At 37.4% G+C, this 13081-nt stretch carries 13 protein-coding genes; 6 read left to right on the top strand and 7 right to left on the bottom strand.

From position 1 onward, the window contains the following. Window positions 1-215: 215 nt before the first annotated feature. A complete protein-coding gene (locus MHH42_RS26310; protein ID WP_000544171.1) occupies window positions 216-1241 on the bottom strand; it encodes a cytochrome d ubiquinol oxidase subunit II in 1026 nt (341 codons plus the stop codon). Further along, window positions 1234-2589, bottom strand: a complete 1356-nt coding sequence (cydA, locus tag MHH42_RS26305) for a cytochrome ubiquinol oxidase subunit I (protein ID WP_097837597.1) — start codon at window positions 2587-2589, stop codon at window positions 1234-1236. The genes MHH42_RS26310 and cydA overlap by 8 nt, the downstream gene beginning before the upstream one ends. 230 nt (window positions 2590-2819) lie before the next feature. Here cydA and MHH42_RS26300 point away from each other — a divergent pair, with 230 nt between their 5' ends. Both MHH42_RS26300 and MHH42_RS26295 read left to right on the top strand, forming a co-directional pair. Then, the gene (locus tag MHH42_RS26300) at window positions 2820-2990 is read left to right on the top strand and encodes an adhesin (protein WP_131710459.1); all 171 of its coding nucleotides are present in this window, start codon (window positions 2820-2822) and stop codon (window positions 2988-2990) included. Between the two features lie 90 nt (window positions 2991-3080). After that, window positions 3081-4166 carry a hypothetical protein gene (locus tag MHH42_RS26295; RefSeq protein ID WP_001231684.1) on the top strand — a complete coding sequence of 362 codons (1086 nt, stop codon included), beginning with the start codon at window positions 3081-3083 and terminating at the stop codon, window positions 4164-4166. 109 nt (window positions 4167-4275) lie between these two features. On the opposite strand, the gene MHH42_RS26290 is transcribed toward MHH42_RS26295, so the two are convergent. Continuing rightward, window positions 4276-5160 carry a LysR family transcriptional regulator gene (locus tag MHH42_RS26290; protein WP_016107256.1) on the bottom strand — a complete coding sequence of 295 codons (885 nt, stop codon included), beginning with the start codon at window positions 5158-5160 and terminating at the stop codon, window positions 4276-4278. Window positions 5161-5295: 135 nt separating this feature from the next. On the opposite strand from MHH42_RS26290, the gene MHH42_RS26285 reads away from it, so the two are divergent. Then, a complete protein-coding gene (locus tag MHH42_RS26285) occupies window positions 5296-7296 on the top strand; it encodes a YhgE/Pip domain-containing protein (RefSeq protein ID WP_016107255.1) in 2001 nt (666 codons plus the stop codon). Window positions 7297-7336: 40 nt separating this feature from the next. On the opposite strand, the gene MHH42_RS26280 is transcribed toward MHH42_RS26285, so the two are convergent. The 3 genes from MHH42_RS26280 to MHH42_RS26270 form a co-directional block, all read right to left on the bottom strand. Beyond that, the gene (locus MHH42_RS26280) at window positions 7337-7717 is read right to left on the bottom strand and encodes a VOC family protein (protein ID WP_098129594.1); all 381 of its coding nucleotides are present in this window, start codon (window positions 7715-7717) and stop codon (window positions 7337-7339) included. Window positions 7718-7759: 42 nt separating this feature from the next. Next, on the bottom strand, window positions 7760-8917 hold the full coding sequence (locus MHH42_RS26275) for an acyltransferase (RefSeq protein ID WP_000194326.1): 1158 nt from the start codon (window positions 8915-8917) through the stop codon (window positions 7760-7762). Between the two features lie 287 nt (window positions 8918-9204). Further along, window positions 9205-10422 (bottom strand): dicarboxylate/amino acid:cation symporter, encoded by a 1218-nt coding sequence (locus tag MHH42_RS26270; RefSeq protein WP_000649372.1) that lies wholly within the window; start codon window positions 10420-10422, stop codon window positions 9205-9207. A 225-nt stretch (window positions 10423-10647) separates the two neighbouring features. Here MHH42_RS26270 and MHH42_RS26265 point away from each other — a divergent pair, with 225 nt between their 5' ends. Genes MHH42_RS26265 through MHH42_RS26255 form a run of 3 tightly spaced genes read left to right on the top strand, consistent with a single transcriptional unit; the run spans window position 10648 to window position 12593 of the window. Next, window positions 10648-10950 (top strand): PTS sugar transporter subunit IIB, encoded by a 303-nt coding sequence (locus MHH42_RS26265; RefSeq protein ID WP_098129593.1) that lies wholly within the window; start codon window positions 10648-10650, stop codon window positions 10948-10950. 14 nt (window positions 10951-10964) lie between these two features. Beyond that, on the top strand, window positions 10965-12266 hold the full coding sequence (celB, locus tag MHH42_RS26260) for a PTS cellobiose transporter subunit IIC (RefSeq protein ID WP_000617766.1): 1302 nt from the start codon (window positions 10965-10967) through the stop codon (window positions 12264-12266). Between the two features lie 9 nt (window positions 12267-12275). Continuing rightward, window positions 12276-12593 carry a PTS lactose/cellobiose transporter subunit IIA gene (locus tag MHH42_RS26255; protein WP_000379629.1) on the top strand — a complete coding sequence of 106 codons (318 nt, stop codon included), beginning with the start codon at window positions 12276-12278 and terminating at the stop codon, window positions 12591-12593. 110 nt (window positions 12594-12703) lie between these two features. Here the strand turns inward: MHH42_RS26255 and speD are convergent, their stop codons facing one another. Then, window positions 12704-13075 (bottom strand): adenosylmethionine decarboxylase, encoded by a 372-nt coding sequence (speD, locus tag MHH42_RS26250; RefSeq protein ID WP_000456812.1) that lies wholly within the window; start codon window positions 13073-13075, stop codon window positions 12704-12706. Between the last annotated feature and the right edge of the window lie 6 nt (window positions 13076-13081).

The raw sequence follows: 13081 nt of genomic DNA, 5'->3' as shown, positions 1-13081 counted from the left end.
TTCTATTTTCCCTTGAACGGATGTAGCTTGTCTCAAGTTTATATAGCAGTATATTCACAAAAAAATGATAGGAACTAGGCATTTAATTGAATCTAGTGAATATGTGTATTTGATGATAGGAGGCAAATGTAGATAGTAGTGAAATAACTATCGAGAGAGGGGCCTAATACTTAGGGACATTATATATGATAATGCCCCATTTCCAGCTTATATGTTTATTTTTCCTTTAAAAAAGTTCGATCCTTCAAGAATAAATTCCAGAAGAAAATGAATCCGGGTAGTAAAATTGCAATCCCGATTGCGTAGAGGATAAGTAGCGCATAGAATGTTTCGACCGTCGTAAAGCTTGTAAATACAGTTACGTCCGGGTAAATGATATACGGTAAATGAGCGACGCCGTAAGCGTAGCTTGCAAATGCATATTGAGCGACGACAGCTAAAACTGCAATGCGAGGAAATCCTAGTGTGCTATATTTCTTATTTGTCCACCAAAGGGAGGAATAGCCGATAACAAATAAAATGATAGAGACTGTAAACCATGGGAATTGCTTTATTAATCCTTGCATTAGCCAGTGTGTTTGTGGGTCCATTACAACGAGAGCTATAATTGCCGTAACGAGCGTTGCAGGACCAAGTATGATGGCATTTCTTCTATAAATTCTATATGCATCTTCTGAACCTTGCTCTCTCGCAAAATCAGCGAGAAAGAGAGAAGATAGAAACAGTTCCGAAGTTAGTCCGAATAGCATATAACAATAAATAACAGGACTAGAAAGAAGTTTTCCGTAAAGGAGTACTTCTTTTCCTTCAGCCATTGTAATGTAGGCACCCTCTGTAACAGGTAAAACGGTAATTAATAGGGCTGGAATTAAGAGCCCTGTAATACCTGAAATAATCCGAAGAAGATGTTGGTACTTCGGCAGAGAGTAAGCAAATACCATAAATGTACTACGAATTGCAACGAGTACTAGAATTAGCATGACTGGTACGAACATAACGGTTGCAAGGGTAAAGGCTGCTTTCGGAAAGAAACCAAGGAAAGCGACAACGACAAAGACAAGAAACGTATTTGTTACTTCCCAAGTTGGTGATAAGTATCGATTGGCAAGCTTGGCAGCAAGTGTTGGATGTTTTGCATATACCATGCCCCAAAAACCCGCTCCAAAATCAATGGACCCTAATATACTGTATACGAAAATAAGAGCCCATAAGATGATGATTGCAATGCTTTCCTCATGCACGAGAATCGCCTCCTTGGTGATGTAAATCATTCTTTAGCGGATGTCTCTTAAAGAATGTCCGTAGTACAAAGACTGTTAAAATACCGAGTCCGATATATAAAATAATGAATAGAATAAATAAAGGACCGACGAAATCAGCGCGTGTAGAAGCATCGACTGTACGCTGCATACCATAAATTGTCCACGGCTGACGACCGCTACAGCTGAAAATCCATCCGAATTCAATACCGAGCATCATAACTGGTCCACATGCGGTAGCTCCCCAAAGAAGCCACTTCGGTAACTCGGCTCCTTTTTTTCGGTAAACGAAGTACCAATATAAGAGAGCGATTGCTGCAACTGCAAAGGTGAAGGCAGCGGTGCCCACCATTAAGTTGAACAGCGTATGTGTGTAAAATGGTGGCCATGTTTCTTGTGGGAATTCCTTTAAACCCTTTACGACGGTGCTAGGGTCTAGTCCCACTAATAGGCTAAGCATGTTCGGAATTTCCAGTGCATAGTTTAGTTCAAGTGTGTTAGGATCCACAACCCCGCCAATTGATAAAGGAGCATGTGATGTCGTTTCAAATAAAGCTTCAGCAGATGCAAGTTTTTCAGGTGAATGCTTATGTAAGGCGATTGCTGATTCGTGCCCTGAGAGCCACATCGTAGCACCTGTAATAAATGTCACGGCGAGTCCTAGCAGTAGTCCCTTTTTATGATAAGCCACTTCACGCTCACTTACATTCTTCTTTAATAATTTAAATCCAGCGATAGAGGCAATGACGGCTGCTCCAGTCGCATAGGCTGTAATAACGACGTGGAATGCGCTTGTGCCAAAGCTCGGATTAAAGAAAGCTTTCCACGGATCAACGTTAAAAACCGATCCATCTGGCCCCATGGAAAAGCCTGCGGGTGTATTCATCCATGTATTTGCTGATGTAATAAGCACGGCGGATGCCGTGGCGCCGATCATGACGAAAAAGAGTGAGATTAATCTCATGAATGGAGGTAATTTATCAGCTGCATATACATAAATAGACATGAATAAAGCTTCTAAAAAGAAGGCGAAAATCTCAATTTGAAAGGGAACAGAAATAACTTGCCCAACAATTTTGGCGAAACCAGGCCAAAGAAGTGAGATTTGTACACCAACAATTGTTCCTGTTGGAATTGCTACACCGAGAAGAATAGCAAAAGCCTTTGTCCATCTTTTTGCCATAATGGCATAGTCGGAATCTTTCTTCCAGTGATAGAGTATCTCACTTATAAAAATCATCAAAGATAGCCCGACTCCAAGTGTTGCAAAGATAATGTGGAATGCTAATGAAGAACCAAAAAACGCTCTTGCTAATGTTACGGTATCCATATATATACTCCTCTTCTTTTTTGCCATTATTTTCTGATTGAATTGGAAGATTTATTCAATAAACTGCCAAAAATATATATGTATTTAAAAAGTGAATATGGTAATATGGTGTTTGAATATTATAAATAGAAAGAAATTAACGTTTAATAATATTTTGTTTGTTTTTTATCTAGGAATATTTTATAATCTTTTATGCGAACATAAGTTCTGTTTCGGTTGGAGAAGTTTATGTGAAATGGAGAGGGTGTTTTATGTATCCTGAAGTCATTAAAAAGATGGCGTTTTCAAAAGAGCATAGAGATTTATTATTGAAGTTGTATAATAAAGAAATTACACGTCGTGAATATGACCGACTTGTGGAATCACTATATAGACCTTCTAAAGAGGTTTGTGAGGGGTAGAAATGCGGGAGACAATCTAATAGATTGTCTTTTTTAATTTACGTATGTTCTGGTAAAATTAAGGTTAGCCTTATTAGGGAGGTGAAAAGATTGCGGAAACGTTTATATATAGGGATTGGAGTTATTCTCTTAATCGCCTTAGGTGGAATTGTATTTTGGTCAGCCTTACAAGGAAACCGTACGGAACATTTTATTTTAAGACATATGGTGAATGAAAATGGGACACTTGCCACCTACCGTTTAGAAGATACAAAGGCAGGTACTGGGGAAGCGAAAGGCCGTGAAGCTTTATCAGAATCGGCAGGGCTATGGCTACAATATACATTGGATAAAGATGATCAAGCGTTATTTGATGAACAAGTAAAGGTCGTTCAAAATAACTTTGTACATAAGGATCGTATCGTTTTATGGAAAGTCTCTGAAAAGGGAGAAATGCAGTCAGCTACAAATGCACTTATAGATGATCTTCGTATTATAGAACAATTATATCGTGCTTATGAAATGTATAAGGAAGATCGTTATAAAAATCTTGCAGATCAATTGAGTGATGCTGTACTTCGTTACAATAAGAAAGATAATTATTACGTTGATTATTATGACGCGGATGCAGGGAAGCAAAGTGGTTTTGCAACAACATCATACATAAATCCGCATGCATTCTCGTACATGAAAAAGTATGGAAAAGTTTCTGCTGAGCAGTATCAAGAAGTGGTTCAATTTCTAGCGAATTATCCAAGACATGGCTGGGCATTCCCGAAAGAGTATAAGGAAGATGGTACATTTACGTACGATAAAGAAGTGAATCTTATTGACCAATCATACGTTGCATATCATCGTAGTCTAGGTGGTCTTTCATCAGATGCTTATTTGGAATTCATAAAGAAGAAGTTCCAGAAGGACGGAAAGTTATACGGCCGTTATAATTTAGAAACGGGAAAACAAACTGTGGATTATGAATCACCAGCTGCTTACGGATTAACGATTTTGTACGTACTACAAACAGGTGATACAAAGTTTGCGACGGAATTGTATGAACATATGGCCACATTCCGAAATGATAATGTATTTAGTAGATATTACGGTGGGTACGTAACAGGCGAAAATAATAATACGCATATTTTTGATAATGTACTACCACTTTTAGCTGAAATGGAATTAGAGAAGAGTAAGAAATAGAAGGTGCCATCCTATGGGGGTGGCACCTTCTATTTGTGTCGTTATTTGTTGATAAATCAATATTTCTTGGCGAAACGTCGATATATTTGAAGTTATGATCGATATAATTTTATGACCTAATATTGGAGAAGTAGTCAATCACGAATTCACGGAATTGCTGGGCAGTTTTTGATAGATAGCGTTTCTTCGACCAACTTAAGCCGATGGTTCGCTCGCAATTCGGTTCAATAATACGTAATTTATTTAATGCTAAAGTAGAGTTTTTTAATAAAGTTAAACTTGGGACAAAAGCGATGCCGAGACCTTGCTTAATAAGGTCGCTAATCACGGTTGGTTCATCTACTTCAAAAGCGATATGTGGAGTGAAGCCAGCTTCTTTACAAAATTCATCTGTTAAGTGTCGAAATCCATAACCAGTGTTCATACTAATAAACGGTTCGTCCTTTACTTCATGAAGATAGATACTTTCACGTCCTGATAAACGGTGGCCTGAAGGGACGACTAAGAAAATTTCTTCTGTAATAAGTGGTTCCCAAACCATTTCCTCGCCTTCAATTGGCACAGAAGAAATGCAAAAGTCAATTTCTATATTATCTAGTTGTCGTTTCATAGAAGGAGTAGATGCGAGAAACTGTTGGAATCTAACATTAGGATGTTCTAGTAAAAAAGAACCGAGTAGTTCTGGTAATATTCTTGGAATAGAAACGGCCAGCGTAATAGAGCTTTGTTGTAAGTTAGCTAAATCTTTAATTTCTCGTTCGCCTTCACTTAATTCATGAAAAATGCGCTCTACTCGTTTTAAGAATACTTTCCCGAAAGAGTTTAATGTAATTTGTCGACCTTGGCGATCAAATAACGGAACGCCTAAGTCTTTTTCTAGTCTAGCAATTGTTTTACTGAGTGAAGGCTGCGCGATATGCAATTCTTCAGCTGCTTTTGTCATATGTTCTAGTCGTGCGACTGTTTGAAAGTATTTTAATTGGAGCAGTTCCATTTTGACTCTCCTTTCTATAGACCAAAGGGAATGAATTGATAATTAAAGATGTATTATACAGTATGAAAATGGACGTGTATAGTAAATCTGTTAAACCATTCTAATGGTGTTAAATTAGGAGAAGGAGTATGTTTCATGAAGGGTATTAAACTTATATTTAAAGATTGGAAAGCGATGTGGCACCATAAACATGGACGTATCGCTTTAATTTTTTTATTAATCGTTCCTTTAATTTATTCGGGATTCTTTTTAGCTGGATATTGGGATCCATACGGACGATTAGATAAATTACCTGTTGCAGTTGTGAATTTAGATAAAGGTGCTGCAATGGATGAAAAAACAATTCATGCAGGAGACGACTTTGTTAAAAATTTAAAAGAGAATAAGGAACTGGCTTTTCATTTCGTATCAGAAAAAAATGCTGATGAAGGGTTAAAAGAAGATAAGTATTATATGGTTGTTACGATTCCGGAAGATTTCTCTAAAAAAGTAAGTACACTTATGGATGAGAAACCAGAACCGGCACAATTGCAGTACAAAGTAAATCCAGGTAAAAACTTTGTAGCAGCTCAAATTGGAACGACAGCTGTTGAAAATATGAAAACAAAAATCTCAAACAGTATTACGAAATCTTATACAGAAGGTGTCTTTTCAAAGTTTCAAGATTTGGCACAAGGATTGAGTGATGCAAGTAATGGGGCTGAGAAGTTACATGAAGGAACGACCGATGCAAAAAATGGAGCAAATCGGCTTGCGGATGGTATTGATCGTTTAAGTGACGGGACATCGAAATTGAAAGAAGGAAGTGACAAGCTTGCATCCAGTCAATCTGCTTTAACCGGGGGAGCAAATGAGCTAAGTCAAGGAGCGACATCACTTCATAGTGGTTTGGAATTACTAGCGCAAGGTGAAGGAACTTTACAATCAGGAGTTAGTGAATTAAGTGCTGGTACAAATGAATGGGTGAACGGAAGCGAGAAACTTGCTGAGGGACAAGTGAAAGCGGATGATGCGGCAAGTAGTGTGAAGAAGCAATTAGAGGAGTACATGAAAAGTCATCCAGAAGCACAGCAAGATCCTGCTTTTCAAAAAATCGTTGCTACTTCTAATGGGTTAGCTAAAGCAACAAATACTTTAAATAATGGCCAACAACAATTGACACAAGGCGCGAAGAAGCTTGCTGACGGTCAGCTTAAAGTTGAAGAAGGCATGAATACACTCGGAGTTAAGTTAAATGAAGCTACTGCTGGAACGAAAAAGATAGCAGATGGTGCGGCAAATCTAGCTGATGGATTTACGAAGTGGGGCAATGGATTTACATCATTACAAGAAGGTGTAAATCAGCTTGCGAGTGGTGGAACAGAGCTGAATAATGGCGCTGGCAAGTTAGTGAATGGCCTTGTTAAACTTGACGACGGTGCGAAAGAACTTGCTACGAAATTAGGAGAGGGCGCAGAGAAGATAGCGGATGTTCGCAATGATGATGCACGCAATACGATGTTCTCGGAGCCAGTTCAATTAGTGAAGTCAACAGTTTCTGACGTACCTAACTACGGTTCAGGTATTGCACCATATTTCTTATCACTTGCATTTTATGTCGGCGGAATTATGGCATCAAATATTTTACCGCTTGGCCGTAGACAAAATATGAAGGTAAGTGGAACGGTACACTTTATTAATAAACTAGGATTAGTATATTTAATTGGGCTCATTCAAGCGCTACTTGTAGATGTTGTTGTGCTAGGAGCCATGAAATTAGAAGTTGCAAGTGTACCGCTCTTTGTTTTATCAAGTATTGTTATTTCCTTTACGTTCATGACGTTTATTCTTATGTTAGTAACGGTATTTGGTCTTGTTGGGAAATTCGCGGCAGTAACACTTCTCGTCTTGCAATTAGCGACGAGTGGGGGGACTTTCCCAGGAGAATTAAACGTAGCTGTTCTTAGCAAAATCGGACAGTTTCTTCCAATGTCACATTCTCTTAGAGGATTACAAGATGTTATTTCTTTAGGGGATTGGTCGCAATTACGAATGCAAATTTTAATATTGTTATGTTACCTCGTTGTTGCTGGTGGAATTGCTTGGATTACGAGTCATATACAGCATAGAGAAACGAATACAGAACAAGTTTCTTAAAATGAAAGAAGCTATCCGATTTTTTCGGATAGCTTCTTTTTTATTTTCGTTCCATTACCGCAAAGTAATTATTTTCATTATCAGCAAAATTAAATGCTTTACCAGTAGGTAAATTTACAACTTGTCCAACTGTGACATTTTTCTCAGAAAGGTCTTTATATAGACGGTCTAAGTTATTTGAGAAGAACATAAGTGAAGGTGTATTAAGATTTAGTTCAGGTTGCATCTTCACGATTAACGCTTTATCGTGAAGGACGATGCTTGTTCCTGCTTCTTTCGCCGGTGCAATTTCAATCCAGCGGAATCCTTTTCCGTTATTTTCTTCCGCAATAATTTGGAATCCTACTGTCTCAGTCCAAAATTGTACGGCTTCATCTTGATTATTTACATATAACATAATTTGTCCAATTTGATTAATCATAGGTGTATCCTACTTTCTTTTCTTGTATGGAATTCTATTATATCAAAGATATGGTTTGCATACTTTTTCGTGATTTTTCCGAAGTATGATCTTCGCCCACTTTATATTTGTTGTAGGAGAAGGTCCTGTAATCCACGTATGAAGTGGTAGTGTACTGCAAATGGCCATTGCTGAAATCGAGATTGTAGCCGTTATTGTAAATAATAATAGGCTATATAATATTGTGTTTTCTTGCAGTGTGAATAAAGAAAGGAATTTTGTACATAGTTGCAAGAAGAAAAAGTGAGCTAAATAAGCACCATACGTGTAATTTCCGATAAATCGTAAAGCTTTATATAAGAAACCGCGTCGCTGTACGATTGTAATAGATAGCACGTACAGTATCATAATTTCACAAACGATATATAAAAACATAGACGGTTTTAAATAAGTAGAAACGGTTAAATGAATAGAGTTTGCTCCGTAAAAACTAAATAACTCATAATTGATGAATAAAAATAAGATGAAAAATAATATTGTGATAAGCGGGATATGTTTCATGACAAATATACGCCAAGTTTTTAATGATACAGCAGCGATTCCGCCCATAACGAAATAGAACGAGTAGAAGAAGAAGGAACGATCTGTATAATGTAAAATGGTTGAACTAGTCAATTTCTCTCCATTAAAAATGTAGTGAGAGGAGTACCACATTAAAAGGAAATATAGACAAGCAAAGATGGTCATATATTTATATATGTCTTTTTTATTTTCTGTTCGTTTTTGAAACCAATAAAATAGTGTGCATAGTAAAGGGAATAATAAATGAATTTGGAACATCATAATAACGTACCAAAGATGCGGTGCGGCTGTTCCGAGTAGTAAACTTTTTATCCCGCCTTGTAATGTCATAATATCGTTTGTTGTTAATAAGTAAAGAATAGACCAAAAGAAATAAGGAATGAGTAAGTGTGTAGCTTTTTCAGAAATATATTCTTTGTATACTAATTGCTTTGTATAGTGACGAATTAGGTGAAACCCAACGATAAATATGAATGCAGGTGCTGAAAACTTTGCGAGATTAAATAGCATACCCATAATGAGGGACTGTTCAAGTAAGACATTTCCTTGATTCATTGTATATAATAAGGAACTTTGCAAAACGACAGCAAGAAATGCAATGCTTTGCAAAACTTTAAATTCCGGTGCGCTTTGTGTCATTGTTTCCATCTCCTTTTCCATACATGATTATAGTACGGAGTAAGGATGAGAGGTGTGGAATATTTGTGAAGATTTTAACAAATTTGTGGCAAGAGGAGATATCAACGATTTTTCGAATATATCTATTATAACCTCAAATATATCAACGATTCTTCGAATATATCTATCATAATTTCAAATATATCAACGATTTTTTCAATATATCGACGTTTCGACAAGGGATATCGACTTATCAACAAATAACGACAAAAAGAGGATGCTCGTTTAGAGCATCCTCTTTTTATTTATTAAGCAAATTTATTTTTGATCCAGTTTTTACCTTCTACAAGGCGAGCTGTCATTACGGCACAAGCATTATCTGCGGTTACGTTTAACATCGTTGCAGGAGGATCAATAATTGTACTAATTGCTGCGATAATTGGCAGTGCTTCTGGCGGGAATCCATATAGAGAAACGATTAACATTTCCCCAATCATACCTCCGCCTGGAATAGCACCCATTACTGTTCCTACTAATAGAGAAACGACAAGTGCGATTGCTAATGTTTTTGGTCCTTCAAATTCCATGTTGAAAATACCGAATAAGAAAGCAATCTTTAATACCCCGCCTAAAACAGAGCCGTCTTTATGAAGTGTAGATCCAAGAAGGACAACTGTTTCACGAACGTCTGAAGAAATACCCATTTTTTTCGTTGCTTCTAAGTTCGCTGGAATACTTGCGGCACTGCTACAAGTTGCAAGAGATGTAACTGTAGGAGAGACCATATTCTTCCAAAATATTTGAACACCTTGTTTGCGACCTGCAAGGTATGCATAGAAAGTGAAGAATACAAAGAAATAAATTAGAGATGCTGGATAGTATACCATTGCTGCTCGGAAGTAAGTTCCAAGAAGTTGTGGTCCGAATTCGCCAACTAATGCTGCGAAGTAAGCAGCAAGTCCGATTGGAGCGTAGTACATAATGAAAGATACGACTTTCATTGAAATCTCTGCACCAGCTTGTAGGAATGTAGCGAATGGTTTACCTTTTTCACCAACTGCTGAAGTTGCAACCCCCATTAAGATAGAGAAGAAAATAAGAGCTAACATATTTTCACGAGATAGTAACTTCGAGAAGTCAGATACTGTTAAGATACCGACGATTTGATCCGCAACACTCACTGCTTTTTCAGCTTTGTCAGGTTGTGTTAGTTCTAATACAACGCCTTGTGCTGGCGGGAATACTTTCACGACAATAATCATAAAAATAGCAGCTAAAATACTTGTAAATAAGAAAGTTCCAGCCATACTAGACATAATTTTACCGAAACGTTTTAATCCATCCATATTAGCAATAGATGACGCGATGCTAAAGAATACTAAAGGTACAACAATCGTAAACATTAAGTTTAAGAAAATGTCACCAAGTGGCTTTAAAGCAACTGCATCGGCACCCATGAAATAACCAATGAAACCACCAATTAGGATAGAAGATAATAAAATAAGTGGAAAGCGATATGCCTTCATAAATATACCCTCCTATCAATTATAAAAAAATCATACTGAACTATTATAGCGAGTTAGAGTCCTCTTTACTAGAAGAATACCGATAAATGGAATAGCGTGAAAACCGAGAAATTTTTGTTTTTAAGCTCGGCATACAGTTAGAAATCTAGACATATATATTTGTAACCTAGTGGTAGCAAGGGATGTACCATAACTTAGGTTTAGAAAAAAGGGGAGGGATGCGGGATGAATATTTTGCTTTGCTGTGCAGCGGGAATGTCTTCCAGTTTGATTGTTACAAAAATGGAGAAAGCAGCACAGGCAAAAGGGATAGAGGTAAAGATTTGGGCTGTATCAGGTTCTGAAGTGAATAGTCACATCGATGAAGCAGATGTACTTTTACTTGGACCGCAAGTACGTTATTTATTACCGAAAATGAAAGAACTATGTAAGGGGAAAGGGATACCTGTTGATGTCATTCAATCCGTCTATTACGGACTTTGTAATGGGGAGGCTATCTTGCAAGCAGCTTTGTCAATGAAACCATGAGGAGAGTGGGATAGATGATACGGTTTTTAGAAAAATATGTAATGCCAATAGCAGGAAAGGTAGCAGAGCAGAGGCATTTGCAAGCTATACGTGATGGAATTATTTTAACGATGCCTTTCTTAATTATTGGATCATTTTTTCTTATTATTAGTGCATTACCCATACCAGGTTATAATGATTTTATGGCAGGGTTGTTTGGTGAGAGTTGGCAGAAAGCTTTGGGGTATCCAGTTAGTGCAACTTTTAATATAATGGCTTTAATAGCTGTTTTTGGAATCGCTTACAGACTTGGAGAGTATTATAAAGTGGATGCTTTAGCATCCGGGGCATTGTCGCTTGTGACATTTTTACTTGCGACTCCATTTCAAGTTGCATATATTATACCAAGCACGAAGGAAAGTGTGATTGTAGATGGAGCAATCCCAGCGGCGTTAATGGGAAGCCAAGGTTTATTTGTAGCGATGATTATTGCAATTATATCTACTGAAATATACCGATTTATTGTACAGAAAAAAATGATTATAAAGATGCCTGAGACAGTTCCACCTGCAGTAACACGTTCATTTGCTGCTCTTATTCCAGGATTTATTGTTGTGACAGTTGTTTGGATCATTAGATTGATTTTTGAACATACAACTTTCGGAAGTATTCATAATGTTGTAGGGAAGCTGCTGCAAGAGCCACTTAGTGTACTTGGTGCTAGTCTTTGGGGCGCAGTAATTGCAGTTATTATTGTCCATGTTCTTTGGGCGTGCGGAATTCATGGTGCTGCAATTGTTGGTGGTGTAATGAGCCCGATTTGGTTATCATTAATGGATCAAAATCGCGTAGCGTTTCAGGCTAGTCAAGATGTACCGAATACAATTACGGCACAGTTCTTTGACTTGTGGATTTACATGGGTGGTTCTGGTGCAACACTTGCTTTAGTTGTAGGAATGTTATTGTTTGCACGAAGTCAGCAATTAAAAAGTATTGGTCGATTGTCCATTGCACCTGGTATTTTTAATATTAATGAAATGGTGACGTTCGGCATGCCGATTGTAATGAATCCACTTTTACTTATTCCATTTATATTAGTTCCAGTTGTATTAACGCTTGTTTCTTACTTTGCGATGGAATGGGGATTAGTTGCTCGTCCGAGCGGAGCGGCTGTACCTTGGACGACACCTATTCTTTTTAGTGGATATTTAGGATCGGGTGGGAAAATTTCAGGTGTTATTTTGCAACTTGTTAACTTTGCACTAGCATTCTTTATTTATTTACCGTTCTTAAAAATATGGGATAAACAAAAATTAGCTGAAGAAAAGGGGGAGTAAAGAACTAAAATGGATACGATAGAGACGAAAGCTTTTCATCTAATCTTGCATGGGGGAAATGCAAGAAGTTGTTCAATGGAAGCAATTGATTGCGCGAAGCGTGGGGCGTTTACAGAAGCTGAAGCTAAATTACAAGAGGCACTAGAAGAATTAAAAGAGGCACATCGTGTACAAACGGAGCTTATACAAAAAGAGGCTGGTGGGGAAAAGACAGAGGTTACCTTACTGATGGTGCACGCACAAGATCATTTAATGAATGCGATTACAGTAAAGGAATTAGCGAGTGAATTTGTAGAGTTATATAGGAAGATGTCAGTGAATGAATGAACCTTGCGTATGCAAGGTTTTTTTATGTATTTGCCCGCACCATCAGTGGGGTGTTCATCCCACTGATGGTAGTTGCAATCCTCCTTTTTACGGATGAGTAAGAGAAATAGTTAATCGATAGTAACAATTTCTCCTATACCACGAATCAATTTTTTTATTTGTATCTGCTCCGGTTTTAATATATTTACGATATAATCAATCGCCATTTGTGGTTCAACAGTTGTACCGCATGTATAGCAATCAATTGCTGCAAAGTTTTTTTCTGGATAAGTGTGAATAGAAAGATGGCTTTCTGATAGTAACACTAATACTGTAACGCCATAAGGATGGAATTCTTTTGTACTTACATTTAAAACATGTGCGCCAGAATGGTCGGCAGCGACAACTAAATGGCGTTCTAAAAAGTGAATATCATCTAAGAGGGAAAAATCCACTCCCCACAAATCTACTATTATATGCTTACCGAAAGTAGAATATTCCATAGGTTA

The sequence above is a fragment of the Bacillus sp. FSL L8-0099 genome, from assembly GCF_038006385.1.
GTDB classification, from domain to species: Bacteria; Bacillota; Bacilli; order Bacillales; family Bacillaceae_G; genus Bacillus_A; species Bacillus_A toyonensis.
Note: the sequence above shows the minus strand (reverse complement) of the source record. Positions and strands in the feature narration are given on the sequence as shown.

Bases quoted from the DNA above. Each gene is read 5' to 3' on its own strand.
- cydA (WP_097837597.1), bottom strand. From the start codon at position 2,589: ATGGATACCGTAACATTAGCAAGAGCGTTTTTTGGTTCTTCATTAGCA.
- MHH42_RS26290 (WP_016107256.1), bottom strand. From the start codon at position 5,160: ATGGAACTGCTCCAATTAAAATACTTTCAAACAGTCGCACGACTAGAA.
- MHH42_RS26285 (WP_016107255.1), top strand. From the start codon at position 5,296: ATGAAGGGTATTAAACTTATATTTAAAGATTGGAAAGCGATGTGGCAC.
- MHH42_RS26280 (WP_098129594.1), bottom strand. From the start codon at position 7,717: ATGATTAATCAAATTGGACAAATTATGTTATATGTAAATAATCAAGAT.
- MHH42_RS26275 (WP_000194326.1), bottom strand. From the start codon at position 8,917: ATGACACAAAGCGCACCGGAATTTAAAGTTTTGCAAAGCATTGCATTT.
- MHH42_RS26270 (WP_000649372.1), bottom strand. From the start codon at position 10,422: ATGAAGGCATATCGCTTTCCACTTATTTTATTATCTTCTATCCTAATT.
- MHH42_RS26265 (WP_098129593.1), top strand. From the start codon at position 10,648: ATGAATATTTTGCTTTGCTGTGCAGCGGGAATGTCTTCCAGTTTGATT.
- celB (WP_000617766.1), top strand. From the start codon at position 10,965: ATGATACGGTTTTTAGAAAAATATGTAATGCCAATAGCAGGAAAGGTA.
- MHH42_RS26255 (WP_000379629.1), top strand. From the start codon at position 12,276: ATGGATACGATAGAGACGAAAGCTTTTCATCTAATCTTGCATGGGGGA.
- speD (WP_000456812.1), bottom strand. From the start codon at position 13,075: ATGGAATATTCTACTTTCGGTAAGCATATAATAGTAGATTTGTGGGGA.